This window comes from Shewanella sp. BJSY2023SW007 (assembly GCF_047314525.1).
Classification (GTDB): Bacteria; Pseudomonadota; Gammaproteobacteria; order Enterobacterales; family Shewanellaceae; genus Shewanella; species Shewanella chilikensis.
This window is the reverse complement of sequence record NZ_JBKORL010000074.1, coordinates 39,746-64,898: the sequence shown is the minus strand read 5'-3', so window position 1 is coordinate 64,898 and position 25,153 is coordinate 39,746. Positions and strand designations below refer to the sequence as shown.

At 51.2% G+C, this 25,153-nt stretch carries 20 protein-coding genes and 2 tRNA genes; 14 read left to right on the top strand and 8 right to left on the bottom strand.

The annotated features are described in order from the left end of the window. Positions 1-2: 2 nt before the first annotated feature. From ACMHXE_RS12115 to ACMHXE_RS12090, 6 genes are all read left to right on the top strand, one after another. Entirely contained in the window at positions 3-980 is a 978-nt protein-coding gene (locus tag ACMHXE_RS12115) for an alpha-ketoacid dehydrogenase subunit beta (protein ID WP_071476039.1), read from the top strand. A 10-nt stretch (positions 981-990) separates the two neighbouring features. Next, on the top strand, positions 991-2,595 hold the full coding sequence (locus tag ACMHXE_RS12110; protein WP_413732337.1) for a dihydrolipoyllysine-residue acetyltransferase: 1,605 nt from the start codon (positions 991-993) through the stop codon (positions 2,593-2,595). A gap of 167 nt (positions 2,596-2,762) precedes the next feature. Beyond that, the gene (gene nadA / locus ACMHXE_RS12105) at positions 2,763-3,830 is read left to right on the top strand and encodes a quinolinate synthase NadA (protein WP_413732335.1); all 1,068 of its coding nucleotides are present in this window, start codon (positions 2,763-2,765) and stop codon (positions 3,828-3,830) included. A 162-nt stretch (positions 3,831-3,992) separates the two neighbouring features. After that, a complete protein-coding gene (locus tag ACMHXE_RS12100; protein WP_413732333.1) occupies positions 3,993-5,993 on the top strand; it encodes a methyl-accepting chemotaxis protein in 2,001 nt (666 codons plus the stop codon). Positions 5,994-6,159: 166 nt separating this feature from the next. Continuing rightward, positions 6,160-6,247 (top strand) — tRNA-Ser (locus ACMHXE_RS12095). Positions 6,248-6,468: 221 nt separating this feature from the next. Continuing rightward, positions 6,469-6,559 (top strand) — tRNA-Ser (locus tag ACMHXE_RS12090). Between the two features lie 454 nt (positions 6,560-7,013). On the opposite strand, the gene ACMHXE_RS12085 is transcribed toward ACMHXE_RS12090, so the two are convergent. From ACMHXE_RS12085 to ACMHXE_RS12075, 3 genes are all read right to left on the bottom strand, one after another. Next, the gene (locus ACMHXE_RS12085; RefSeq protein WP_101057525.1) at positions 7,014-7,517 is read right to left on the bottom strand and encodes an ankyrin repeat domain-containing protein; all 504 of its coding nucleotides are present in this window, start codon (positions 7,515-7,517) and stop codon (positions 7,014-7,016) included. Between the two features lie 222 nt (positions 7,518-7,739). After that, a complete protein-coding gene (locus ACMHXE_RS12080) occupies positions 7,740-8,162 on the bottom strand; it encodes a hypothetical protein (protein ID WP_287590262.1) in 423 nt (140 codons plus the stop codon). Positions 8,163-8,440: 278 nt separating this feature from the next. Further along, positions 8,441-9,073 carry a YchE family NAAT transporter gene (locus tag ACMHXE_RS12075; RefSeq protein WP_025010407.1) on the bottom strand — a complete coding sequence of 211 codons (633 nt, stop codon included), beginning with the start codon at positions 9,071-9,073 and terminating at the stop codon, positions 8,441-8,443. Between the two features lie 342 nt (positions 9,074-9,415). Here ACMHXE_RS12075 and adhE point away from each other — a divergent pair, with 342 nt between their 5' ends. The 6 genes from adhE (at position 9,416) to ACMHXE_RS12045 (ending at position 17,017) form a co-directional block, all read left to right on the top strand. After that, positions 9,416-12,019, top strand: a complete 2,604-nt coding sequence (gene adhE, locus ACMHXE_RS12070) for a bifunctional acetaldehyde-CoA/alcohol dehydrogenase (RefSeq protein ID WP_413732331.1) — start codon at positions 9,416-9,418, stop codon at positions 12,017-12,019. Between the two features lie 422 nt (positions 12,020-12,441). Next, positions 12,442-14,229 carry a DUF885 domain-containing protein gene (locus ACMHXE_RS12065; RefSeq protein WP_165565103.1) on the top strand — a complete coding sequence of 596 codons (1,788 nt, stop codon included), beginning with the start codon at positions 12,442-12,444 and terminating at the stop codon, positions 14,227-14,229. Positions 14,230-14,457: 228 nt separating this feature from the next. Continuing rightward, positions 14,458-15,138: a response regulator transcription factor gene (locus tag ACMHXE_RS12060; RefSeq protein ID WP_101057519.1), complete on the top strand. Its 681-nt coding sequence runs from the start codon at positions 14,458-14,460 to the stop codon at positions 15,136-15,138. A 146-nt stretch (positions 15,139-15,284) separates the two neighbouring features. Then, positions 15,285-16,412 carry a M14-type cytosolic carboxypeptidase gene (locus ACMHXE_RS12055; RefSeq protein ID WP_165565102.1) on the top strand — a complete coding sequence of 376 codons (1,128 nt, stop codon included), beginning with the start codon at positions 15,285-15,287 and terminating at the stop codon, positions 16,410-16,412. A gap of 9 nt (positions 16,413-16,421) precedes the next feature. Next, entirely contained in the window at positions 16,422-16,739 is a 318-nt protein-coding gene (locus ACMHXE_RS12050) for a zinc ribbon domain-containing protein (protein ID WP_165565101.1), read from the top strand. Further along, positions 16,736-17,017: a YeaC family protein gene (locus ACMHXE_RS12045; protein WP_039032997.1), complete on the top strand. Its 282-nt coding sequence runs from the start codon at positions 16,736-16,738 to the stop codon at positions 17,015-17,017. Before ACMHXE_RS12050 ends, ACMHXE_RS12045 begins: the two co-directional genes overlap by 4 nt. 66 nt (positions 17,018-17,083) lie before the next feature. On the opposite strand, the gene ansA is transcribed toward ACMHXE_RS12045, so the two are convergent. Then, positions 17,084-18,100, bottom strand: a complete 1,017-nt coding sequence (gene ansA / locus ACMHXE_RS12040; protein ID WP_101096448.1) for an asparaginase — start codon at positions 18,098-18,100, stop codon at positions 17,084-17,086. A gap of 107 nt (positions 18,101-18,207) precedes the next feature. Next, positions 18,208-20,061: a signal peptide peptidase SppA gene (gene sppA / locus ACMHXE_RS12035; RefSeq protein ID WP_413732328.1), complete on the bottom strand. Its 1,854-nt coding sequence runs from the start codon at positions 20,059-20,061 to the stop codon at positions 18,208-18,210. 196 nt (positions 20,062-20,257) lie between these two features. Here sppA and ACMHXE_RS12030 point away from each other — a divergent pair, with 196 nt between their 5' ends. Both ACMHXE_RS12030 and ACMHXE_RS12025 read left to right on the top strand, forming a co-directional pair. Beyond that, a complete protein-coding gene (locus ACMHXE_RS12030; protein ID WP_413732326.1) occupies positions 20,258-22,279 on the top strand; it encodes an FAD-dependent oxidoreductase in 2,022 nt (673 codons plus the stop codon). A gap of 112 nt (positions 22,280-22,391) precedes the next feature. Next, positions 22,392-22,517 (top strand): hypothetical protein, encoded by a 126-nt coding sequence (locus ACMHXE_RS12025; protein ID WP_413732324.1) that lies wholly within the window; start codon positions 22,392-22,394, stop codon positions 22,515-22,517. 41 nt (positions 22,518-22,558) lie between these two features. Here the strand turns inward: ACMHXE_RS12025 and ACMHXE_RS12020 are convergent, their stop codons facing one another. From ACMHXE_RS12020 to ACMHXE_RS12010, 3 genes are read right to left on the bottom strand one after another with little or no spacing between them, the layout of a single operon-like run. After that, on the bottom strand, positions 22,559-23,524 hold the full coding sequence (locus tag ACMHXE_RS12020) for a hypothetical protein (protein WP_101056492.1): 966 nt from the start codon (positions 23,522-23,524) through the stop codon (positions 22,559-22,561). Then, a complete protein-coding gene (locus ACMHXE_RS12015) occupies positions 23,524-24,744 on the bottom strand; it encodes a glycosyltransferase family 4 protein (RefSeq protein WP_413732322.1) in 1,221 nt (406 codons plus the stop codon). Before ACMHXE_RS12015 ends, ACMHXE_RS12020 begins: the two co-directional genes overlap by 1 nt. Beyond that, on the bottom strand, positions 24,734-25,153 hold the full coding sequence (locus tag ACMHXE_RS12010; protein WP_101056494.1) for a hypothetical protein: 420 nt from the start codon (positions 25,151-25,153) through the stop codon (positions 24,734-24,736). The genes ACMHXE_RS12015 and ACMHXE_RS12010 overlap by 11 nt, the downstream gene beginning before the upstream one ends.

Genomic DNA, 25,153 nt, shown 5'->3' with positions numbered 1-25,153 from the left:
GCGTGGCACAGATGAATATGTTACAGGCCATCAATAATGCCCTGACCATAGCGATGGAAGCCGACGACAAGATGCTGGTTTTCGGTGAAGACGTAGGCCATTTCGGCGGTGTGTTCCGGGCAACTTCCGGTTTGCAGGAAAAGTTTGGCCGTGAGCGCTGTTTCAATACTCCACTTACCGAGCAGGGGATTGCCGGCTTTGCCAACGGCCTGGCTTCCAACGGCATGACGCCGGTAGCGGAAATCCAGTTTGCCGACTACATCTTCCCGGCGTTCGATCAAATCGTCAACGAAGCGGCCAAGTTCAGATACCGTAGCGGCAACGAGTTTGATGTCGGCGGCCTGACTTTCAGAACCCCCTATGGCGGCGGCATTGCCGGCGGTCATTATCACTCCCAGTCACCGGAAGCCTACTTTACCCAAACACCCGGTCTTAAGGTGGTGGTTCCCCGTAACCCCTACCAAGCCAAGGGTTTGCTGCTGGCCGCCATTCGCGATAACAACCCAGTGGTCTTTTTCGAGCCCAAGCGCCTGTACCGCGCCTCTGTCGGCGATGTGCCGGAAGGCGATTATCAATTGGAGCTGGGTAAAGCCGAAGTGGTTCGTGAAGGTAAAGATATTACTCTGCTCGCCTGGGGCGCGCAGATGGAAATCATTGAGAAGGCGGCCGATATGGCCAAGGAGGAAGGCATCGACTGTGAAGTCATCGACCTTCGTACTCTCGCGCCTTGGGATGTGGAAACCGTGGCCGAGTCGGTGAAAAAGACCGGCAGATTGCTTATCAACCACGAAGCGCCGCTGACCGGTGGTTTTGCCGGTGAAATTGCCGCTACCATCCAACAGGAATGTTTCCTGTACCTGGAGTCGCCCATCAGCCGGGTTTGTGGTCTGGATACACCATATCCCCTGATCCACGAAAAAGAATATATGCCGGATGCGCTTAAAACCTTTGAAGCCATCAAGGCCTCGGTGAATTTTTAGGAGAGCCAGGATGATTAAAGATTTTATTTTGCCCGACATAGGCGAAGGTGTTGTTGAGTGTGAACTGGTGGAATGGTTGGTGGCTGAGGGCGATACCGTCGCCGAAGATCAACCTGTTTGTGATGTGATGACAGACAAGGCACTGGTGCAAATTCCAGCGCCTTTCCCCGGTGTTATCAGTAAGCTTTATTACGCCAAGGGTGAAATTGCCAAGGTGCATGAGCCTTTGTATGCCGTGGAAGTGGACGCTGCAGACAGCGAATCGCCTGTACCTGCAGCCAGCGCCGATACTGCCGCATCGTCTAGCACTAACACTACGGCTAGCGCCGACAGGCAGGTGGAAGACTTTATGCTGCCGGATATCGGCGAGGGCATAGTCGAGTGCGAACTGGTGGAGTGGCTGGTCGCAGAAGGCGACACTGTGGTTGAAGATCAACCCATCTGCGATGTAATGACAGACAAGGCACTGGTGCAAATCCCGGCGATGAAGGCCGGTAAAATCGTCAAGCTGCACTACCGTAAGGGGCAGTTGGCCCAAGTGCATCAGCCACTGTTTGCCATTGAAGTTGCCGCAGAATCAGGCAGTGCACCTGTGGCTCAAACCGCTGCAGCAAGTGCTCCATCAGGCTCAGCATCTGCCGTCTCTCAAGCCCAGACTCAAGCCCAGAGCGGCTCGCAAACTGCTGGCAGCAGTATGGTGCCCCAAGGCAAGGCACTGGCGAGCCCAGCGGTAAGACGTATGGCTCGCAGCCTGGATGTCGATATCGCCAAAGTGCCCGGCAGCGGCAAAAACGGCCGGGTCTACAAAGAGGATATCGAGCGTTTCCTTAAGGGGGCGACTCCTCAGGCGCAAGCCCAACCCCAAACTTTGCCACAGGGCCAAGTGCAAACCGGCGCAGCGGCAACCGCAAACGACAGGGTAGAGCCTATCAAGGGCGTTCGCGCTGTGATGGCGCGGATGATGACGGAATCAGTTTCCAGCATTCCGCACTTTACTTACTGCGAAGAGCTGGACTTGACCGAGCTTATCGCCCTTCGTGAAGCGATGAAGGCCAAGTACTCCAATGACGAGCTCAAGCTGACCATGATGCCTTTCTTTATGAAGGCCATGTCGCTGGCGCTGACCGAGTTTCCGGTGATCAACAGCCGAGTGAACGCCGATTGCACTGAGCTCACCTATCTTGGCCGTCATAACATAGGTATGGCCGTTGACTCCAAGGTCGGTTTGTTGGTGCCCAACGTCAAGGATGTGCAGGATAAGTCGATTCTGGATGTTGCCGCCGAAGTCACTCGTCTGACCCAGGCCGCGCGCTCAGGTAGAGTGGCACCTGCCGATCTTAAAGATGGCAGCATCTCTATCTCCAATATAGGCGCGCTGGGCGGCACTGTGGCAACACCTATTATCAATAAACCCGAAGTGGCGATTGTGGCCTTGGGTAAGGTGCAAACCCTGCCGCGTTTCAATGCCAAGGGTAAGGTAGAAGCCCGTAAACTGATGCAAGTCAGTTGGTCAGGTGACCACAGAGTGATAGATGGCGGCACCATTGCCCGCTTCTGTAATCTGTGGAAACAGTATCTCGAGCAGCCGCAGGAAATGCTGTTGGCGATGAGATAAGCTTGAAGGCCCCGCAATGCGGGGCCTTGTTTTAGGTGTGTTTCGGGAGCTGCACTCTTCTTGCCTTCTTAAGGCAGTGGCTTTATTTGATCCCGAGCACAAAGTGGTTACGATTTGATGGCAGATTTCGTATAATTGCCAACAGTATTAGTCGCATTGGGTCTGTTATGAGTCAGGTAGCACCAAGCATAGAAAATATTCAATATCCGTTCCCGCCCAAACCGGTTCCCTTGTCTGAACAGGAAAAAAGCGAATACAAAGCCAGGATCAAGCAACTGCTCAAAGAGCAGAATGCCGTGCTGGTTGCCCACTACTATACGGACCCTGAAATTCAGGCTCTGGCCGAGGAAACCGGTGGCTGCGTTTCCGACTCGCTGGAAATGGCGCGTTTTGGGCGTGATCATCCCGCCAAAACGCTCATCGTTGCCGGGGTTAAGTTTATGGGGGAAACCGCCAAGATCCTGAGCCCGGAAAAAACCATTCTGATGCCGACTCTGGAAGCCACCTGTTCTTTGGATGTTGGTTGTCCTAATGAGCAGTTCAGTGCCTTTTGCGACGCGCATCCGGATCACACGGTAGTGGTTTATGCCAATACTTCGGCTGCGGTCAAAGCCCGGGCCGATTGGGTAGTGACTTCCAGCATAGCGTTGGAAATCGTGGAACACCTGGACGGCGAAGGCAAGAAGATCATCTGGGGGCCAGACCGTCACTTGGGCAGTTATATTGCCAAGCAAACCGGTGCCGAGATGTTGATGTGGCAGGGCGAGTGTATCGTTCACGATGAATTCAAGGCCAGGGCCTTGCGTCAATTAAAAGCGCAGCATCCGAACGCCGCTATTCTGGTTCACCCTGAATCTCCGGCGAGTGTTGTGGAAATGGCCGATGCCGTAGGTTCAACCAGTCAGTTGATCAAAGCTGCCCAGACCATGGACAATGATACCTTTATCGTGGCCACCGATAGAGGCATCTTCTACAAGATGCAACAGGCCGCGCCGGGCAAGACCCTGATTGAAGCCCCAACCGGCGGTGAAGGTGCCACTTGCCGCAGCTGTGCTCACTGCCCCTGGATGGCAATGAATGGTCTCAAGGCGATTGCCAGCGCGCTGGAAAACCAGGACAGCAGCCAACATGAGATCTTCGTCGATGAAGCGCTGCGTAAAGGCGCTCTGGTGCCTCTGACCCGGATGCTGGATTTTGCCAAAACCCTCAATATGCAGGTCAAAGGCAACGCCTGAATAGCTCAAACTGTTTTTTATTCGACAAGCCAATAAAGAGCCTACATTTGTAGGCTCTTTTTCCATTGACATCCATTAGCATCGACTATACTTGCCAACGTATGCTGAAAATTGAATTTCATAGTAATAAATGAGTAAGTTAGCTGCTTAAAGGATGCATCAATGAAATGGCAATGGATTGAAAATCTCCCTCTGAAACACAAATTTCTCTTGGTTATCCTGCCGCCTTTTATCGCGGCAACTCTATTTGGTATTTTATTGTTCAGCGATCGATTGTCGCTCGCCAATGGCCTGGAAGAAGTGCTGGATCTCAGTGAGCTTGCAGCGGTCAACTCGGCGCTGGTACATGAACTGCAAAAAGAGCGCGGCATGAGCGCAGGTTATCTTGGTTCCAAGGGCAAAAGTTTTGCCGACAAGTTGCCTGGCCAGCGGCAACTGACCGACAAACAGTTACAACAATTTAATGAATTTCTGAATAGTCATCAGCTTCCCGCCGATTTTGCTACGGATTTAGCACAGGTCAGAAGCAGCATTGCCCGCTTGAGAGAAATTCGCAGCCAGGTTGATAGACAAGGGATAAGCGTTGCTGAAGAAGTGGCATTTTACACTGAGCTGAATAGATTACTGCTTTCGATAGTCGATCTCAGTGTGCAGAAGGGCGGCGATCAACAAATTGCCATGCAAGCTGCAGCATTCTCGGCGTTTTTGCAGATGAAGGAACGTGCCGGTATCGAGCGGGCAGTTCTCAGCTCTACCTTCGGTCAAAGTGAGTTCAAACCCGGTGTCTACCGTAAATTTATCACTCTGGTCTCCGAGCAAAATGCTTACCAGGAAAGGTTTGTGGCCTTGGCTGATGAAACCGCACTCAAGGATTTACAGGCATTGCAAGCGCAAGCTGCTGTTGCCGAAGTCGCTCGTTTGAGGGACTTGGCTTATGGCCAGAAAGCCGAGGATCTCAAGTCCCAGTCTCCGGAAACTTGGTTTAATCAGTCGACAGCACGCATCAATCTGTTACATGAATTTGAGCGGAAACTGTCGAATAAACTCCTGGCCGAGACCTTGAGCAAACAGCAAAATGCTACTAACCAGACCTGGATAGTACTTGGGATTATGGTGTTTGGTTTAATCATTGTCAGTCTTGTTTCCAGCATTATTCTTAAGTATCTACACGGCAGTTTGCGGGAATTGCACCAGGGGGTGACCCGAGCTCGGGCAGATTATGATTTGAGTGTGCGCTTGCCCCATACGGGCAAAGATGAGTTTGGCGAGCTGGCCGAGTCCTTCAACAGTATGATGACCGACTTTGAGCAGGTGATACTGCGGGTTCGCTCCAGCAGCAAGACCTTGCTGGGAGTGGTACAACAGATGGAACAGCACTCGACCCAGATGCAGGCTGATGTAGCGGTTGGCTACAGCGAGACAGAGCAAGTGGCATCGGCGATGACAGAGATGAGTTCCACAGTACAGGAAATTGCCTCCAATGCAGTACGGGCCTCTGAAGCCTCCAATCAAGCCAGCACTGAGGCCAGGGAAGGGAGCCTGGAAGTGGGGCGCACGGCATCGGCTATCAATGAACTGGCTGAAGAAATCAGTTATGCCGCAGAGACCATCTCCAAACTGGATAAAGATATTCACGGCATTGTCAGTGTGTTGGAGGTCATCAGTGGCATAGCTGAGCAGACCAATCTCCTGGCTTTGAATGCCGCCATCGAAGCCGCCAGGGCCGGCGAAATGGGCCGCGGTTTTGCCGTGGTGGCCGATGAGGTGCGCAATCTGGCGCAGCGGGCACAATCTTCCACCGAAGATATCCGGAATATGACAGAAAGGCTCAAACAGGGCGCCGAAGTGGCGGTAGCCGCTATTGCCAAAGGCAAGGCTCAGGCTGGTATCAGTGTTGATGAGGCAAACCGCGCCGGTGAGGAGCTCAGGCGCATAGTTGAGCACGTGGAAGTTATCGATAGCATGAATGAACAGATAGCTGCTGCGACCCACGAGCAGTCTGCCGTATCAGAAGAGGTGAATCGCAATGCGATGCAGATCAGCGATATCTACCGCAATACCCAGGATATTGCCAATGAGCTTGGCAAACTCAATGAGCTGTTGATTAAAGACGCCAACAAGATGAGCGATGAAGTGAGTAAATTCAGGCTCAATGAACATTGATTGAACCATTTATGAACCGTGCTGCTCAGCAAACGCGCAAACGGAGATTAAGGAGGATTTTTGCTTGACCGGCATTCGCCTTTTGCGTAAAGTACCGCTCCATCAAGGGGATAGAGATATGTCTCTTGGTGAATGTGTTGATACACACAGTAAATAGTATCGATGCGGTGAGGTGTCCGAGTGGCTGAAGGAGCACGCCTGGAAAGTGTGTATACGGCAACGTATCGAGGGTTCGAATCCCTCCTTCACCGCCAGATTAAAAAAACCCGACCTTATGGTCGGGTTTTTGCTTTTTTAAGCATATTCATTAGAGCGGCAAAACTGGGAACTCTATATCGTCAGCACATTTTCAAGGGCTTACAAAGCTGGATTGTTCAACTAAAAACCGCTTTGCCTAACGAATAAGCAGTTGGAGCGAAATGATTTATTAAAGGTTTACACGCCTTTATGTTGGATATATTATTCGCCTCGTTCCGGAGGGGTGGCAGAGTGGTTGAATGCACCGGTCTTGAAAACCGGCATGGGTTTATAGCCCATCCAGGGTTCAAATCCCTGCTCCTCCGCCATATTCAGAGAAGCCCGCTTGTGTAAACAGGCGNGCTTTTTCGCATCTCAGTTTTGATGATAGCGATTAGCCTGGTATAGCCTGGTATAGGCGGTTAGCGGATTGCTGGGTTTATAGCGCCGTCATGCAGGGTTCAAATCCCTGCTCCTTTGGCATATTCAGAGAAGCCCGCTTGTGCAATAGGCGGGCTTTTTCGTATCATCAGTTTTGATGATACGGATTGGCTTGGCACTGCTTTGAGGATTGCTGGGTTTATAGCGCCGTCATGCAGGGTTCAAATCCCTGCTCCTTTGCCATATTCAGAGAAGCCCGCTTTGTAAACGGGCGTTTTATTTGGATGATTCCCTTTGACTGTGGCCTTGTTGAATTAACGCTCTGGTGGTGCCTGTAAAATATGGTTGTCACTAATCTGTAGAGCTTACTGTCAATAAAAATAAAATAGTGGCGGAGGTAAGTTAGCTAACGGATTGGATATAATCAGCAATGTCAGTACGCCCCCATTCAAGGGCAAACTCAAGGGCTCCCATGTCCTTCATCGTCTGGCCGGTATAACGGATTTGGGTATCTATACCCGCCTCAACTAACCGCTTTACAATATGGAAGTGGCCATAATGAATTGCAGTAAAAAGGGGATTACGGTCTGGCTCAGAAATATCGAGTCTTGCTCCAAGGCCGATGAAGTAGTTCAAAATATCTTGGTTGCCATTCGACGCAGCTCTATGGATTGGACTGCTGCCACTGATACTGTCTCCGCTATCTATATCGGCTCCCAGCTTGACCAAAGCCTGGCACAATTCCAAGTTGTCATGATCTGCAGCAATATGAAGCAAGCTGCCCAATGGCGTTTGTAATCGAACCAGCTCGGAATTCATCTGCAGCAAGTCGATAGCATCTGTAGTTCTCTTCTCCCTGATGTATGTCATGAGAGTCCTTAATTTCAGTATTACTGCTTCGTTCACTTATTTATCCATCCTGACTTAATAATCCCTGTGGGTATCAAGCATAGTGTTTTCTAGAGTGTTGGATTAATCAACAGCCTAATGCGCTATCCGATAAAATATGGGCAAAGAATCACAAGGCCAGTATATCAAAGGATGATTCAAACAAATCTTCTAGCATTCATTTTGTAGAGAGTGATTTGCTTTGAAATTAGCGGTTCGACAGCAGATTACTGTTACTCATCAACAACAGAAGTTCTCACTTTTAGGATCATCTGGGTTCAGTACTTGTATCCTAAAGTCCGGTGCCAGATTAAACCGTTTTATAACGCTCGATATTCGGTCAGATGTTAATGCAGAACCGAAATCAAAGAAGAATGGGATAGGATCATTATTGGTAGCCCACTTTTCATTCATTCTCTTGGCTAATTCTCTGGCTTGGTCCCAATCACCTGCAAATATCTTGGAGTAATCAAAATGGGGCCATGCCGCGATATCATCTTCAGCTGCCGAATCTTCGCTGAAGAGAAAGGATACGCTAATCTCGGAGTGCCAAGGAAACACTCCTACATCAATGATTTTTAGCTCTTTTTCACCAAAATCACTTAAAGCTTGTTGCAATTTCCCTTCTAGCAGTTGCTCAATGTTTTCTCTATTGTATTCCATATCCATTCTTAATTAGGCTGTATTGGTTTATATGAACTGTCAGACTTCGTGCCGGCTTGTTAGGGCGCTGCTGTAAGAAAGCCTTGTAGGCATATATGAAAAACCTCCGACTATGTCGGAGGGTATCTTTCTAAGCATAATCCTTTGAATAATATCGGGTACGCAGTCAAGATTCCAAACTTTTTTACAGTGAATTAGCTTGTACGATTGAGCCTGACGTATAGCGGCACAATTTGTGAGAGGGGTATCCATAATATCAATATATTACGCGATTTATTTTAACCCAGTAAGTTGGGAAACAGCCCCTTAAAACCTGCGGCTATTACCTCGATACCAATGGATAGCATCAAGAGTCCCATCAGACGGGTGATCACGTTGATCCCTGTTTTACCGAGCAGCTTATTGATAACCGAAGCCATTCTGAACAATGCGAAGCTGAGCAGACCGAACAGTGCTACAGTCACCGACATGGCCAGCAGATTAGCCAGGCCTTTATGCTCGGCGGCAAAGACGATAACTGAGCTGATAGCCCCGGGGCCAGCCATTAGAGGCAAAGCCAGCGGTACTACGGCAACCGACTCCATCGCAGAGGCTTCTCTGTCTTCTTCCTGGTTGCGTTTCACCTCGCCCAGCTTTCCTTGCAACATGGACATGGCGATGATGGCAATCAGTGTACCGCCGGCAATTCGGAATGCCGACAACGAAATACTGAACATATTCAATATATACTGACCCGCCACTGTGGTAACCAGGAGGATTACTACCACGGCAAAGTTGGATATTTTAGCGGTATGGTTACGCTCAGCCTCAGTCTGGTGACTGGTCAGGCTGACAAATACCGGCAACAGGCCCACCGGGTTGATGATAGCCACCAGTCCGAGGAAAAATTTAACGTACAGGGTCAAATCCAATTTCGTATCCTTCCAGTGTAGGGAACTCACCGGGAAACAGTAACTTGAGACGGTGCATACTCTACCCTAAGTTAACAAACCCCAGAAATGAGATTTTCTATACTTGGTCACAACTTCGAATAAATTTTCGTAATATCAGTGCAGTCAAAGCTGCAGTATAGTCGATTCTAATACAAAGATTTTTTCTATGCTTGAATCTGATGTAACGTTGTTGAATTACATAAAACGCCATGCCTGTGGCCAAGATCACAGATGTCCACCCGGTTTGGATGTAATTTTATTTCATGTGAGAGAGTTTAACCAAGATGAGCCTTTGTTAAATTTTTTTACGGGAAACTGATTATGAAAGTCACCAATACCCAGGAACTGGATCTGCTACTGGAAAGAGTCAGCCAGGCTCAGGCGAGATTCGCAGGTTTCAGTCAGCAGCAAGTCGACAAGATATTTCGTGCCGCGGCGCTGGCTGCCGCCGATGCCAGAATCGCGCTGGCGAAACAGGCCGCCGCCGAAACCGCTATGGGAGTGCTGGAGGATAAAGTGATTAAAAACCACTTTGCTTCAGAGTACATCTACAACAAGTATAAAGATGAAAAGACCTGCGGCATTCTGGAAGAAGACGACACCTTCGGCACTATCACAATTGCCGAACCCGTGGGGATCATCTGCGGCATAGTACCGACAACCAACCCAACCTCCACTGCTATCTTCAAGGCGCTGATCAGCCTGAAAACCCGTAATGCCATAGTGTTCTCTCCACACCCCAGGGCCAAAGCATCCACAGTCGCGGCTGCCCGAATAGTGCTTGATGCAGCCATTAAAGCCGGAGCCCCCGAGGACATAATAGGTTGGATAGATGAACCCAGCGTCGCACTTTCCAATCATCTGATGACCCATGAAAAGATAAATCTCATTCTGGCAACCGGTGGCCCGGGTATGGTGAAAGCCGCTTACTCTTCCGGAAAACCTGCCATAGGTGTCGGCGCAGGTAACACACCCGTGGTTATTGATGAAACCGCAGATATCAAACGCGCGGTGGCTTCCATTTTGATGTCAAAAACCTTTGATAATGGTGTGGTATGTGCCTCTGAACAAGCTGTTGTGGTGCTCGACAGCGTCTATCAAGCAGTACGAGAGCGTTTTGCTCATCATGGTGGTTACCTGCTCAATGACCAAGAATGCTTTGCCGTGAAACAGGTTATCCTCAAAGATGGCGCTCTCAATGCCGACATTGTTGGCCAGAGTGCGGCGCGTATTGCCGAAATGGCCGGCTTCAGCGTACCGAGCTGGACCAAGGTGCTGATCGGTGAGGTGGATGCAATAACCGAAGCCGAAGCTTTCGCTCATGAAAAGCTTTCGCCGCTGCTTGGGATGTACCGCGCCAAAGACTTTGATGAGGCTCTGAATAAGGCTGATGCCTTGGTGAAACTCGGTGGTATCGGCCATACCTCTGGGCTCTATACAGATCAAGATACCCAGGTGCAAAGGGTCAAGCGTTTTGGTGAGCGGATGAAAACCGCTCGAATTCTGATAAACACCCCGGCATCTCAAGGCGGGATTGGCGATCTCTATAATTTCAAGCTGGCACCTTCTCTCACTTTGGGCTGTGGCTCCTGGGGAGGGAACTCGATTTCGGAGAACGTGGGCCCGAGTCATCTTATCAACAAGAAAACCGTCGCCAAGAGGGCCGAGAATATGTTGTGGCACAAGCTTCCATCCTCCATCTATTTCCGCCGTGGCAGCCTACCTATTGCCCTGGAAGAGTTGGCCGACAAACGCCGCGCCTTAATAGTGACAGACAAGTTCTTGTTCAATAACGGCTACTGTGATGAAACCGTCAAGATCCTCAAAGGATTAGGGCTGGATACTGAAGTGTTTTATGAAGTGGAGGCCGATCCTACCTTAGCGGTAGTTCGCGCCGGCACTAAAGTAGCCGAGAGCTTCCAGCCGGATGTGATCATCGCACTGGGCGGCGGCTCCCCCATGGACGCCGCTAAGATCATCTGGGTGATGTATGAACATCCGCAGGTGGACTTTGCCGATTTGGCGCTGCGTTTCATGGATATTCGCAAACGTATTTACAAGTTCCCCAAACTTGGGCGCAAGGCCAAGATGGTAGCTATCCCTACCACATCGGGCACAGGCTCTGAAGTTACACCGTTTGCCGTGGTGACTGATGAGCAGACAGGTGCCAAGTATCCCATTGCCGATTATGAACTGACTCCCAATATGGCGATTGTGGATCCCAACCTGGTGATGAACATGCCTAAGTCCTTGACCGCCTTTGGCGGGATAGATGCCATCACCCATGCCTTGGAAGCCTATGTCAGCGTGATGGCCAATGAGTATAGTGATGGCCAGGCATTGCAGGCCTTGGATCTTCTGGTTGAGCACCTGCCCAAGGCTTACGAAGAAGGCGCAGCGGCGCCGATTGCCCGCGAAAAAGTGCACAACGGCGCCACCATTGCCGGTATTGCCTTTGCCAACGCTTTCTTGGGCATATGTCACTCTATGGCCCACAAACTGGGCGCCGAATTCCATCTGCCCCACGGTTTGGCCAATGCACTGCTCATAAGCAATGTCATCCGTTTCAACGCCACCGACCTGCCAACCAAGCAAGCTGCTTTTAGCCAGTATGACAGACCCAAGGCGCTCTGCCGCTATGCCGCTATTGCCGATCACCTCAAACTGACAGACGCTGGGCTGAGTGACGCCGAAAAAGTCGAGCGTTTGATAGCTAAAATCGAACAGTTGAAACAGGCTTTGGGGATCCCGGTTTCAATTCAGGAAGCCGGCGTCAAGGAGGCCGATTTCCTGGATAAATTGGATGAGCTGGCTGAAGATGCTTTTGATGATCAGTGTACAGGTGCTAACCCCAGGTATCCTCTGATCAGTGAGTTAAAAGCCTTGTTGCTGGCGAGCTTCTACGGCGAGATTTACCGCGACTAAAAATAGCCTTGTACTAAAACCAGGATGCCGCTCAGTTGCAATGAGCGGCATTTTTAATTGCTCGGTATATATGGAATCACCGCGGCCCAGCACACAAGCATCCTTTATATGCCGGTTAAAATTAAAGAATATAAAAACTCGTTTAAAAAGCTTCTCTATGTCAGATATTCTTTGCTTTCAGCGTATGAAATGCTTCTTCTGTATCAGTTGGTTTTCTATAGAAGCTTGAAATCGCTTCACTCCTCTGGGCTTCACTATGGTCATATGCAATTCATGCCAGCTCGCAAACTGTAACAAAGCATGTCTCTTTATTAATCAATTGCTGAAAAGTTCCTGCTTCCATGATTTACTAGCAAACTATGCACCCGAAAAACCGATAAGAATTCAAATTTCCAACATACGGGTGCCGGGAAGGAAATCATATGAAAAAACTCACTCTGTGCCTGGCGGTGTCACTGGCGCTGACAGGTTTGTCCGCATGTCAAACCCAAAGCTCGCCCGAAGCGATGGCATCTAACGTTTCTGCTGCCGTTAAACAAGATCAGAACCAAGCCTTTAGTTCATTCAGTCAAAGCTTTATCGATTCTCTGTGGCAAGTTGCACCGACATGGGCGCTCTATAATGGCTTTCATCAATATGATGCCAAACTCCTGGTACCGGACGCGACCAGCCGTACTACAACGCTGAATTTTATTCAGCAGCAGCGAGCCAAGATGGCGAGCTTTGATTTTGCGGCGCTTACCGCTGCCAACCTGATTGACTATCGCTTGATTGAAAACGTCCTCGGTAGCATGGAGTGGGAAATCAAGCGCTTCAAGTCCTGGCAGTGGGACCCGTCCAGTTACAACGTGGCTGGGGGCTTTGCGCAAATCATCAATGAGGACTTTGCACCTCTGGAGCAAAGGTTGCGCTCTGTATTGGGCCGATTGGAAAATGTGCCGGCCTATTACCGGGCGGCGCAGCAAAACATAGATAATCCCACTCTTGAGCACACAGAGTTGGCCATCATGCAAAATCAGGGCGCCTTTTCGGTATTGTCCGATGAACTGCTCGCCAAGGTGAACGCCTCTGGCCTGAACGCTGATGAAAAGGCGTTATTCAAGCAAAGAATGGATAAAGCCGTGGCGGCCATCGAAGGGCATATCCAGTTTCTCAAACAGCTGGAACAGCAACTTAAGCAGGAAGGCAGCCGTAGTTTCCGGATAGGTGAAGTGCTTTATGAGGAGAAGTTCGCCTTCGATATTCAGGCTGGTATGAGCGCCAAGGTCCTCTATGAAAAGGCGCTGGCCGATAAGGCCAGGGTTCAGGGCGAAATGGCAAAAATTACCGACAAGCTCTGGGGTAAGTATTTCCAAGAGCCCAAGCCGCAAGACGAGAAAAAGGCTATCAGGCAGTTGATCGACAAGCTTTCGGCCCGGCATGTCAAGCGGGAAGATTTTGTCGACGAGGTGAGGGCACAGATCCCCGAGCTGGTGAAGTTTGTCAATCAACACGAGCTGGTGACTCTGGATCCGAAAAAACCTTTGGTGGTCAGGGAAACACCTGAATACATGCGGGGGTTTGCCGGTGCTTCCATCAGTGCTCCCGGCCCCTATGAGAAGGGCGGCAACACCTATTATAACGTGACTCCCCTTGATGGCATGACTGACGAGCAGGCCGAAAGTTACTTGCGCGAGTATAACCACTGGATATTGCAGGTACTGAACATACATGAGGCGATCCCCGGCCATTACACCCAACTGGTGTACTCCAATGAGTCACCGAGCCTAGTCAAGAGTCTGTTTGGTAACGGCGCCATGGTCGAAGGTTGGGCCGTTTATGCCGAGCGTATGATGCTGGAACAGGGCTATGGTAACTTTGAGCCGGAAATGTGGCTGATGTACTACAAGTGGAACCTCAGGGTAATTTGCAACACCATTCTTGACTACAGCATTCAGGTCAAGGGGATGACTGAAGAGCAGGCCATTAAATTGATGACTGACGAAGCTTTCCAGCAGCAAGCCGAGGCGGAAGGTAAGTGGCGCCGGGCAACGCTGAGCCAGGTACAGTTAACCAGCTATTACGCTGGTTATCGTGAAATTTACGACTTAAGGGAAGAACTTAAACAGCAGCAAGGCAAGGCATTTGATCTCAAGACGTTCCACGAAAACTTCCTCAGTTATGGTAGTGCTCCGGTCAAATACATCAGCCAGCTTATGCAAGACAAGTAAGGTGGACAATAAAAGGCAGGGATAAAGTTTGCAGCCTCAGTGGCGGTAATCTTAACTTGTCCTGTTGACTACAGGGACAGTTTGACCAGCTGTCCCTTTTTCATAACTCCTTATATGTGACTCTGTGCACCTTACATCATTATAACCCGTGAATTTTTCTGGCTCGACCAGGATAATTATGTTAACGTTAATGGTAATGGTTCTTATTTGAGAATTTTATTAACGAAAATGACGAAAATTTTATTGGTGGACGATGACCTGGAGTTCAGGGACTTGCTCAAGGAAGCACTGGAGGGCGAGGGGCACGATGTTATTTGTGCCGCTGATGGTTTGGATGCACTGATGAGACTCGACACTTTTACCCCAGATGTTATCTTGCTCGACTTAATGATGCCCAAACTCAATGGTTTTGAGATGTTGCTTGCCCGTAAGGACAGCACACCTGTGATAGTGATTTCGGCTGTCGATAGCGAAGAGGAAAGGATTAAAGGCTATGAGCTGGGGGCGGATGATTTTTTGAGTAAGCCATTCAGCGTCAAAGAGTTATTGGTCCGTATTCAGGCGCTCATAAGAAGGATAAATATCAGCAAGGGGCAGGAACCTGCTGATCTGGCGCTCAATAAACAGATCCAATTTGATGAGACGGATTACACTGTGGCTATTGCCGATCAGCAGTTGGCATTGACTCAGACTGAGTTTCGTTTGTTTAAATATCTGTTTGAGCGTAAGGGCCAAGTAGTTACCAAGCAAGAGCTGCAGCGACGGGTGTTAAAAAAAGAGCTAGGGCGGTTTGATCGAAATCTGGATATGCATATCTCCAATACCCGGCGAAAACTGGAGCAGACCCGTTTGCCAAGAAGCCTTATCAATACGGTGCGCGGCCAGGGATACAGTTTCAGCCTTTGGTGAGTAGCTGTAAACCATCACTGATTAATCTTCGCATATCAAGCCAGAGTCGGCCGCGTTTTCAAGCGCGGCCGATTTGGTTTATCCTATAGCCCACTTGCGCGAGCCTTCGGGCTCCATACCCTATAAAAGCAATGAAGGAAAACATCATGCGGATCAGCGCGAATTTTGATGGTGGCAATATTCAGGTCATCAGTTTGGATGACAAGGACGACATCAGACTGGCGATCCGCCCGGATCAGGGCGGAGAGTTCTACCAGTGGTTCAATTTCCGTTTTGAAGGCCAGGTAGGAAATAGCTACACCCTCAATATCATCAACGCCGGCAGCGCTTCTTATCCCAAAGGCTGGGAAAACTACCAGGCGGTTGCCAGTTATGATCGCCAGCACTGGTTCCGTCTGCCGACCAAATATGAAGACGGTAAACTAAGCATCAATGTTGAATTGGACGCCGATGCGATTCAGATAGCCTATTTTGCACCTTACAGTTATGAACGCCACCTGGATCTGCTCAGTGCAGTGCAAGTGCATCCTGAAGTGAGCCTGGAGCACCTGGGGCTGACCCTGGATGGTCGCGATCTGACCCTGGTCAAGGTGGGAGATGGCGATAGCAGCAAGCGCAATATCTGGATCACAGCCCGTCAGCACCCAGGGGAAACCATGGCCGAATGGCTGGTGGAAGGTTTACTGTATCGTTTGCTGGACTCGGATGATCCTGTCTCCAAACAGTTGTTGGATAAGGCCAATTTCTATGTGGTGCCCAACATGAATCCAGACGGCAGCGCCCGCGGCCATCTGCGTACCAATGCCGCCGGTGTTAACCTAAATCGTGAGTGGCAAACGCCAAGCTTGGAGAAGAGCCCCGAGGTGTACCATGTGGTACAAAAGATGAAAGAAACCGGTGTGGACCTCTTCTATGACGTCCACGGTGATGAAGGTCTACCTTATGTATTCCTGGCAGGCTGTGAAGGCATTCCTTGTTGGGATGAGCGCTTGACTCAGCTGCAACAGGAATTTGCCTCGGCGCTCTTGCTGGTTAGCCCGGATTTCCAGACCGAACACGGCTATGAAAAGGACGAGCCTGGCAAGGCCAACTTGACCATAGGTTCCAACTGGGTCGGCGAAACCTTCAACTGCCTGTCCAACACCTTGGAAATGCCATTTAAGGACAACGATAATTTGGCTGATCCGCTGGTGGGTTGGTCTCCCGAGCGTTGCCTGTACTTGGGGGAAGCCTCATTGACCGCCATGCTGGCCGTCGTGGATAAACTCAGGTAAGGAGCAGCTATGGCACTGGTTGAATGCCCTTTATGCCGCAAGCGGATCTCCAGTAAGGCACCTAGTTGCCCACACTGCAGTTCCAAACTGGGGCCCAACACCGAGTCGCTGTCGAGGATCAGCCATATTCAGCAGTCGACCAAACTGATGAACCAGAGCTTTCTGGCCTTGACCCTGTTTATCGCCGGGGTGGTTATCTGGTTCTGGGGTGGAGAAGTCGCCGAAGGCAATCGAGCTATCGCCGGTGCCATCTGCTTTACGCTCGGTTTCGTGGGTTACCTGATAACCCGGATACGTATTATTTTGCACAAGCGGAAAAGTGTATGACAGATATCAACAAAGTGATTGAAGAGATGCCGGTTGAGGTCTATGAGAGACTGCGCAGCGCCGCCGAGATAGGTAAGTGGGAAGATGGCACTGTGCTGACCGAGGAGCAGCGGGAAAACACACTGCAACTGGTGATGCTCTATCAGGCCAGGCGTTTGGAGCAAACCGAGCACTTTACCATAGGCGCCGGTGGCCAGCTCAACGAGCTGTCCAAGGCGCAGCTGAAAAAGCAGTTTCGCGGTGAGAGCATTGCTGAGTTCAAAGAATCTGATCTTTGATTAAGTTTCTGGATTCGAATGATAAAAAAGCCCTGTATAAACAGGGCTTTTTACTATCAATTAAATTCAATCCGAAGTGAGTTCGCCACAGAGGTTTTGTTGCATCTGCCGTCTTATCTCTTCTGTACTCAGCCCTTGGGAGAGCAGGTAATGCAACTTGGTCAAGGCGGCTTCCGTGGTCATATCGGCGCCGCTGATAACGCCGGCTTTTGCCAGGGCGTTGCCTGTGGCATAACCGCCCATATTGACTTTTCCCTGCAGGCACTGAGTCAGATTAATAAGCACTGTGCCTTTGTCGTTGGCCCGCTTGAGAGTTTCCAGCAAGGCGGGGTCCTGCGGCGCGTTGCCGACACCATAGGTCAGTAATATCAGTGCTTTTACCGGCTGCTGCAATATGTTGTTGAATACCTCGGTGGAGATCCCGGGATACAAGGTAACCACACCTATGGGGTGAGGGGTAATGGGCGCCACTTTCAGGGGCTTATCGCAGGGCGGAGCAATTTTACCGGCGCGCAGGCGAATCTTGATCCCGGCTTCCAGCAATAAAGGAAAGTTCGGCGAAGCAAAGGCATCGAAGCCGTCGGCATGAGCCTTGGTGGTACGGTTGCCGCGGAACAACTTATTGTTGAAGAACAGGCAAACCTCGGCAACTGGGTAATTTGCCGCTATATACAGCGCATTAAGTAAGTTGGTTTGACCGTCTGAACGCAGCTGCGCCAATGGAATTTGCGAGCCGGTGACGATAACCGGCTTACCGAGATCTTGCAGCATGAAAGATAGCGCCGAGGCGGTAAACGCCATGGTGTCTGTGCCGTGAAGAATAACAAAGCCATCATACTTGTCATAGTTGGCCTGAATGTCGTCGGCTATCATCTGCCAGTGGCTGGGAGCCATGTTGGAGGAGTCTATCAGCGGACTATATTCCTGGATCACGAACGTCGGCATCTCTTCATGGAAAAACTCCGGCATGGAGTTGACGCATTCCGTCAGGAAACCGGCGACCGGGGCAAAGCCATTACTGGTTTTTTGCATCCCTATGGTGCCGCCCGTGTATGCGACATAGATGGACTTTTTTTTGTTCATAATCTGGCTTTATTTATCATTGGAGCAAAAGAGAGGCCGGATTATAGCAAATCAACCCCGGCAGCATAAGGCACAAAAAAGCCCGGCGAACCGGGCTTTCAGGATTATCAGTAACTGCAGTTATCACAGTAGAGATAGACGCCGTTGGGGTCGTCAAAGGCGGCAAACTCTTCCAGTACCTGGCTCCATTGAGTCAGCAGCTTTTCCAGTACGCTGGACTGCTTGACGCTGTGAGGCAGATAAGCTGAGACACTGGCGAACATCTCCTGAATGAAGAGTTGCTCAGGTGTCAGTTCCTGTTCTATCACTCGGCTGTCGAACTTATCGAGCTCGGCCAATTCGGCCGCTTTGGCGATAGCGTTATCGAGATCGCCAAGCTCATCCACCAGACCCAGCTCCAGGGCTTTCTTGCCGGACCAAACGCGGCCTTGGGCAATCTTATCCACCTGCTCGAGTGTCATATTGCGCTCGTTGGCCACCAGTGAGATAAAGTCTTTGTAGCCACGTTCGATATGGCGCTGGATCACCGCCTTGACGCCATCGGAAAGTGGCCGGGTAACAGAAAGACCGGCCCAGTCAGAGGTGGCCACCCCATCGGTATTGACGCCGATGGAAGACAGGGAGTCCTCGAAGGTGGTTATCATGCCGAAAATACCGATGGATCCGGTCAGGGTAGTGGGGTTGGCATAGATATAGTCAGCGCTGGCCGAAATCCAGTACCCGCCTGATGCAGCCATGCTGCTCATGCTGACCACCACAGGCTTACCGGCTTTCTTCAATGCCAGCACTTCCTGACGAATTTGCTCGGAAGCAAAGGCGCTGCCGCCGGGGCTGTCGACCCTGAGTACTACGGCCTTGATAGTGTCGTCGAAGCGCGCCTTACGCAGCAGGGCGGAGGTACTTTCGCCGCCGATATCACCGGCCGGCTGACTGCCGTTGAGAATATTGCCCTTGGCCACTATAACGCCAATCTCTTCTGAAGGGACTAACTCGGGCAGCGGTGCCATCAACTTGGCGTAGTCATAGTAGCTGATCTGCTTGAAGCTATCGCCTTCCTTGCTTTTGCCCACTAAGTCCAACATCGCCAGGCGGAAGTCCTCGGCGCTGGCCAGTTTATCGACCCACTTGAGGTTAACTGCCATGGTGCCTGAATCGCCGTCGGCTTGCTCCAACTCTGCCAAATAAGCTGTGGCATTAAGACCCAGGCTGGACTTGTCTATGCCGCGATTGGCTGCCACTGTGTCTGTATAGCTGCCCCAGATGTCGTTGAGCAGAACAGAGTTCGCTTCCTTGGCGGCTTCTGACATGTCGTCACGGATAAAAGGTTCAACCGCTGACTTGAAAGTACCAACACGGAAAATGTGCGCTTTAATTTTTAACTTATCCAGTGCCGACTTATAGTACTGACGGTAGCGGCTCAGGCCATCTACCGCCACCATACCCTCTGGGTTGAGGTAGACTGTATCGGCAAAACTCGCCAGGAAATACTGGTTCTGATCATAATAGTTACCTATGGCGACCACAGGCTTGCCACTATCCTTGAATTCATTGAGTGCCTGGCCTATGGCGCTGAGCTTACTTAGGCCGCCATATTGCAACTCGGACAGATCCAATACCAGGGCCTTAATCCGCTTGTCATTGGTGGCGCTGTTAATGGTATAGAGCACATCACTCAATAAGATTTCGCCGTTGACATCGGGTCCTTTGCCTTGGTTTAACATCGCCTCGAACGGGTCAATCTGGCGTTTCTGATCCACTATGCCGCCGGCCAGGTTCAATACCAACGCCGAGCCATCCTCAACTTGGATTTCATCACTGCTGACCATGGCGATGACCACGGCTATCAAAGCGATAAAGAACAGCGGGAAGAACACTAGGTTCAACACCAGCTTGCGAATGAAGTTGATCACATTCCAGATCAACATCAGGGTATTCTTGGTTGTCAGGGGTTTTGCGGACATAGCCACTCCATTTTTCCATGCATTCCGCTAATGCTAACTGAAAATAACAGCAACGGGAAAACACATTTGTAAGTGATTTTATACGCGTGCTTTTACCGGCTTAGCCGAAGGGAGATTGCAATGCATGCTTTATGTTGAGCTTGATGGCGGCTCAGGTTATGCTGATTTAAATCACTTGTTTAAAAAGGATGTTTTAATGTCGGGCTTTCCTCATTTATTAGAACCCTTGGATCTGGGGTTTACCCAGCTGAGAAACCGGGTACTCATGGGTTCCATGCATACCGGGTTGGAAGAAGAAAAGGGCGGTTTTGAGAAACTGGCACACTTCTACAAGGAGCGGGCGCTGGGTGGTGTGGGTTTGATTGTCACCGGCGGCATAGCGCCAAACTTTCGCGGCCGTTTGGCCCCCAACGCCTGTCAGCTGAGTTTTCCCTGGCAAGTGGGCAAACACCAAATCGTTACCCGCGCCGTGCATGAGGGCGGCGCCAAGATCTGTATGCAGATCCTTCATGCCGGTCGTTATGGCTATCATCCTTTTTCACTGGCACCGAGCAAGGTCAAATCGCCCATTACCCCATTTACGCCGAGCGCCATGTCTTTGCGGCAAATCCGCGGCACCATAAAGGATTATGCCACCTCTGCCGAATTGGCCAAACGGGCCGGTTATGATGGCGTGGAAGTGATGGGCTCTGAAGGCTATCTCATCAATCAGTTCATCTGTGAGCGGGTCAATCAGCGCAGCGATGAGTACGGCGGCAGTTTTGCCAACCGTATTCGCCTGCCACTGGAAATTGTTCGCGCTATCCGCGCCAAGGTCGGGCCCGAGTTCATCATTATCTTTCGTTTGTCTATGCTGGATTTGGTCGACAAGGGCTCAAGCCTCGAGGAGGTCATTGAGCTCGGCAAAGCGCTGGAACAAGCCGGTGTCACTATCATCAATACCGGCATAGGATGGCATGAGGCAAGGATCCCGACCATAGCCACCAGCGTACCCAGAGGCGCCTTTGCCTGGGTTACCGAACGTTTGAAAAAAGAACTCAGTGTTCCTTTGGTGGCCACCAACAGGATCAATACGCCTGAGATAGCCGAGCAGATCCTTGCCTCGGGGCAGGCGGATATGGTTTCCATGGCAAGGCCCTTCCTGGCTGATCCTGAGTTTGTCAATAAAGCCGCGGCCAATCAAAGCGAAGCCATCAATACCTGCATCGGCTGTAATCAGGCTTGTCTCGATCATACCTTCTCGCTCAAGCGTGCTACTTGCCTGGTTAATCCAAGAGCCTGCTATGAGACAGAGATTAATTTCCCCAAGACTGAGTCACCCAAACGCCTGGCTGTGATGGGCGCGGGCCCGGCTGGGATGGCGTTTGCCGTCTACGCAGCTGAGCGGGGACACAAGGTGACCTTGTTTGAAGCCCGAGATGAAGTCGGTGGCCAGTTTAACCTGGCGCGCAAGATCCCTGGCAAGGAGGAATTCAACGAAACCATACGCTATTTCAAGAATCGCCTCGCACATTTTAAGGTGGACCTGCGTTTGAATACGCCGCTCAACGCCTCTGTGCTCAGGGATGAGGCTTTTGATGAGTTGGTGGTCGCCAGTGGTGTTGTACCAAGAGAGCTCAACTTGCCCGGGTTTGATTCTCCCAAGGTGGTCAGTTATCAACAGGTGCTGCGGGGCGAGGTGGAAGTCGGCCAGCGGGTGGCACTTATCGGCGCCGGTGGCATAGGTTTTGACTTGGCGCATTTCCTCGGCGAGCAGGAGTCCAGCACGCTGGAGCCGGAGCGCTGGTATCGTCAGTGGGGGATAGACACAAGTTACGCCGAGCGTGGCGGACTGGCCAAACAAGCCCAGGCGCATGCCCCGGCCAGAGAGCTGTATTTGCTGCAACGCAAGAAGAGCAAGCTGGGTAAAGGCTTAGGTAAGACCACGGGCTGGATCCACCGCATGGTGCTTAAGCAGCACAAGGTGACAGAGCTCAGTGGGGTCAGCTATGAGCGCTTTGACGAGCAGGGATTGCACATACTGATTGATGACAAGCCGCAACTGCTGCCAGTGGATACTGTGGTGATCTGCGCAGGTCAGGAATCCAACCGAGTGCTGTTGCCGGAACTGGAAGAGTGCGGCTTGCCAATGCACCTCATTGGCGGCGTTGATGTCGCTGCCGAGTTGGATGCCAAACGCGCCATTCGTCAGGGTGCAGAATTGGCGATGCGGATCTAGTCTTTATCCGGGTTTAGGGAAGGTGCGAATAAGTCCTTTTGGCCTTCTCTTTTGTAGAGAGTGGCGGGGGATTTATATCTTTGATGTTGCCAGTTTGGCTGAGGCGGAAGCCTTGACGGCCAGCGATCCTGCTGTTCAGGCCGGTAGCCTTATCATGGAACTTAAAGCCTGGTACGGCAGTGCGGCTTTGCTGGAGGTCAACCGTATTCACGCCCGGATAGCCGAGTCACAGCCTTGAGTGACAAGCTCCGCTAGCACCACTATATGAGTATGAGCGTTTCAAAGTCGCTTGAGAATATCGTTCGGCACTGAGCTCAACCCGGGCGGCGGTAAAAAACCGCCCAAGCCGCGTTCGATACGCAGATGCTGCAAATCCAGCGCCCGGGTCAGGGGCACGAAGAGGGCGCCGGGATGCAGGATATATTCGCTCACCAGGTTGAAGCCGCCGCCACAGATAACCTTTTGATACTGCCAGCCAATATCTGAGGCCGGGTACAGCTGCAACCGGGTTAATCCGGGTTCGTGCTCTTTGTTGGTGCAGTTGTTGAAGTCGCTCAGAGCACTCTTATCAAGGGATTTGCTATCAAGGGGGTTGCTATTAAAGCCTGCGTCGGCGCTTGGGTGCGGCGGCGCAATAATATCTATCTCTTCCCCCGCCTTTGTGGCGTGTTCAAGCAGCAAAGCCTGTTCGGCAAGGCTTCCCGAGTGGATCACCAGAGTCTGTTTAGGCTTTTCAAAACCATTTGGGGTTGCGCCTTTGGACTTGTCTTCGCCGAGTAATGGCAGCCAGAAGCGTTGGCCCGTTTGATTGGAGAGCGCCTGTTCCTGCTCCGGGGTTGGCCATTCACAAAACCAGATTTGCTGAAAACGGGGAATATGGGCAACGCGCTGGCGATAGACATTCCAATTGAGCAATCTGGCGATATAGACAAGTTTGCCAGGCAAGAGAATATCCCCAAGTTCGCCCCAAATGCCCCCGGGGAAGGCATCTATCAGCATGAGCCGACACTCTTGTTGCTTATTGAGCGATGCCAGTAACTGCGTGAGCCAAGCGCTGAGTTCGGCTCGGCTCTGAAGCCTGGGCGGCAGACTGATGTGTTGAATGCCCTTTGGTAGCAGCGCATCGACCGCTAATGGCAGCGGACTTGTGATCACCAACGCTTGCTGCGCCTTGATAAAGCCGAGCACTTTCAGTGCCCGGCTCAAGTGCCCGAGCCCGCCGCCGGGGGCGTAATAGATAAGCATCAGTGACTCGCCGTTTGAGCGACCAGTGTCTTGATGGCATCCAAATAACGCTCGGCTTCAGCCTCGGCGCTGCATTGACTCAGTACCGTTTGGTACAAGGCCTGGCTCTTGGCAGCGCGAATCGAAGCCGTATCGGTTTGCCAATGCACCAACGCATCCAAAAGCGACTCCGCAGAAGTTGGATGAAACAGATAACCTGAGTCCGTTTGACCGCGGAGATTATGGGCCGCGTCACTGTCAGTCAAACGGCCTTCTAAGACATGCTTTTCGCGCTCATGCAGACTGTCGAAGATAAGATCGGCCATACCGCCGCAGCAGGCGCCGAGCACAGGGATGTTGAGCGCCGCCGCCTCCAGCAGCACATTGGGGGTTCCCTCATAGAAAGAGGGAATGGCGATAAGGTCGCATACCAGATAACGGCTTATCAGCTGATACCTGTCAAGAAACGGCTCCAGGGTGTAACTGCCCTCGGGCAGGGTCTGCAACAGCTCGGCGGCGCTTTCATCCAGCTCGCCAATCAACAACAGATGGCAGTTGTTTACCAAGGGGCTGCGTTTGAAGGTCTCGATAAAAAAGGCCAAACCTTTTTTCTCTTTCAAATGACCGAAAAGGCCAATCACAGGCTGACTGGGATTTTCCAGGTTATTGGAACGCCAGGCTTTGGCTTGCTCTTTATCCAGCGGCAATGGCTGCCAACGTTCGCTATCCAGGCCATTACTCATGTTGTGAACTCTGACTTGCGGCCACAGGGCTTTGACCCGTTTTGCCTTGTCGGCGCTGACGGTCAATATCAGCGCGCTGGCTTGCAGCGTATCCTGCAGCACTTGATAGCGACGATGATCGAGAATACTCAAGTCAAAGTCATTGCCGCGCAGCAATGTGATGAGCGGTAACCCAAACCAGGCGGCAAAGATGCGCCCGGCATGCATGGAGAAGGGATAGCCATAGGCAACAACAGCATCATATTCACCCTCCAGCTTATGCCATAGAAGATTGAGCGAGTGCGCCGGGTTGCTACCCATGGGAAAGTTGTGATCGCAACCCTGCTCGGCAAAATAGCCGGTTTCCTTTTCCAGGCCGCCGGAGCGTAAATGATAAAGGGTGATATGTACCCCGAGCCGCCGCAAATGGCGCACCAGTCTATCGCAGGACAATGCCATGCCGCCTTTGGCCGGCGGGTAGTGTTGAGTCAGCCACAGTAGCCTGGGGTTAGCTGTCATAGATATCCCGATACTCGTAATCCGGCAACTGCTCATCATCTTCGTCGACCGGGAGCTCAAAAGCGGCCAAGTCTTCGGCATCAAACTCCTTGTTGTAACTGCCGTGTTTGGTGTGCAGTTGATACCAGGCACTGCCGAGATACAGTTGTTTGAGGGCGAAACCGGCAAGCGGATCCTCAGGTTTAACGCCTTGTAGGCTCAATTGCTCATATTTGGTGCCTGAGCGCGGATCTTCATAGACTTCCTTGCCAACCTTCAAGGGTTTGGCGGCGCACTGAAAACACAGACAGGTTTTGGGATCCAGATGATGTTCGCAGACACTGGCTTGGCACTCACTGCAACTGCCAACGGCAGGTTGGCCGCAAGGGCTGAGGGTGAAAAAACCGATTTTTAGCTGACACTGACTCAT

What these genes read in the sequence shown, in the direction of transcription:
- ACMHXE_RS12110 (WP_413732337.1), top strand. Translation starts at nt 991, where the DNA reads ATGATTAAAGATTTTATTTTGCCCGACATAGGCGAAGGTGTTGTTGAG.
- nadA (WP_413732335.1), top strand. Translation starts at nt 2,763, where the DNA reads ATGAGTCAGGTAGCACCAAGCATAGAAAATATTCAATATCCGTTCCCG.
- ACMHXE_RS12100 (WP_413732333.1), top strand. Translation starts at nt 3,993, where the DNA reads ATGAAATGGCAATGGATTGAAAATCTCCCTCTGAAACACAAATTTCTC.
- ACMHXE_RS12080 (WP_287590262.1), bottom strand. Translation starts at nt 8,162, where the DNA reads ATGGAATACAATAGAGAAAACATTGAGCAACTGCTAGAAGGGAAATTG.
- adhE (WP_413732331.1), top strand. Translation starts at nt 9,416, where the DNA reads ATGAAAGTCACCAATACCCAGGAACTGGATCTGCTACTGGAAAGAGTC.
- ACMHXE_RS12065 (WP_165565103.1), top strand. Translation starts at nt 12,442, where the DNA reads ATGAAAAAACTCACTCTGTGCCTGGCGGTGTCACTGGCGCTGACAGGT.
- ACMHXE_RS12060 (WP_101057519.1), top strand. Translation starts at nt 14,458, where the DNA reads ATGACGAAAATTTTATTGGTGGACGATGACCTGGAGTTCAGGGACTTG.
- ACMHXE_RS12055 (WP_165565102.1), top strand. Translation starts at nt 15,285, where the DNA reads ATGCGGATCAGCGCGAATTTTGATGGTGGCAATATTCAGGTCATCAGT.
- ACMHXE_RS12050 (WP_165565101.1), top strand. Translation starts at nt 16,422, where the DNA reads ATGGCACTGGTTGAATGCCCTTTATGCCGCAAGCGGATCTCCAGTAAG.
- ACMHXE_RS12045 (WP_039032997.1), top strand. Translation starts at nt 16,736, where the DNA reads ATGACAGATATCAACAAAGTGATTGAAGAGATGCCGGTTGAGGTCTAT.
- ansA (WP_101096448.1), bottom strand. Translation starts at nt 18,100, where the DNA reads ATGAACAAAAAAAAGTCCATCTATGTCGCATACACGGGCGGCACCATA.
- sppA (WP_413732328.1), bottom strand. Translation starts at nt 20,061, where the DNA reads ATGTCCGCAAAACCCCTGACAACCAAGAATACCCTGATGTTGATCTGG.
- ACMHXE_RS12030 (WP_413732326.1), top strand. Translation starts at nt 20,258, where the DNA reads ATGTCGGGCTTTCCTCATTTATTAGAACCCTTGGATCTGGGGTTTACC.
- ACMHXE_RS12020 (WP_101056492.1), bottom strand. Translation starts at nt 23,524, where the DNA reads ATGCTTATCTATTACGCCCCCGGCGGCGGGCTCGGGCACTTGAGCCGG.
- ACMHXE_RS12015 (WP_413732322.1), bottom strand. Translation starts at nt 24,744, where the DNA reads ATGACAGCTAACCCCAGGCTACTGTGGCTGACTCAACACTACCCGCCG.
- ACMHXE_RS12010 (WP_101056494.1), bottom strand. Translation starts at nt 25,153, where the DNA reads ATGAGTCAGTGTCAGCTAAAAATCGGTTTTTTCACCCTCAGCCCTTGC.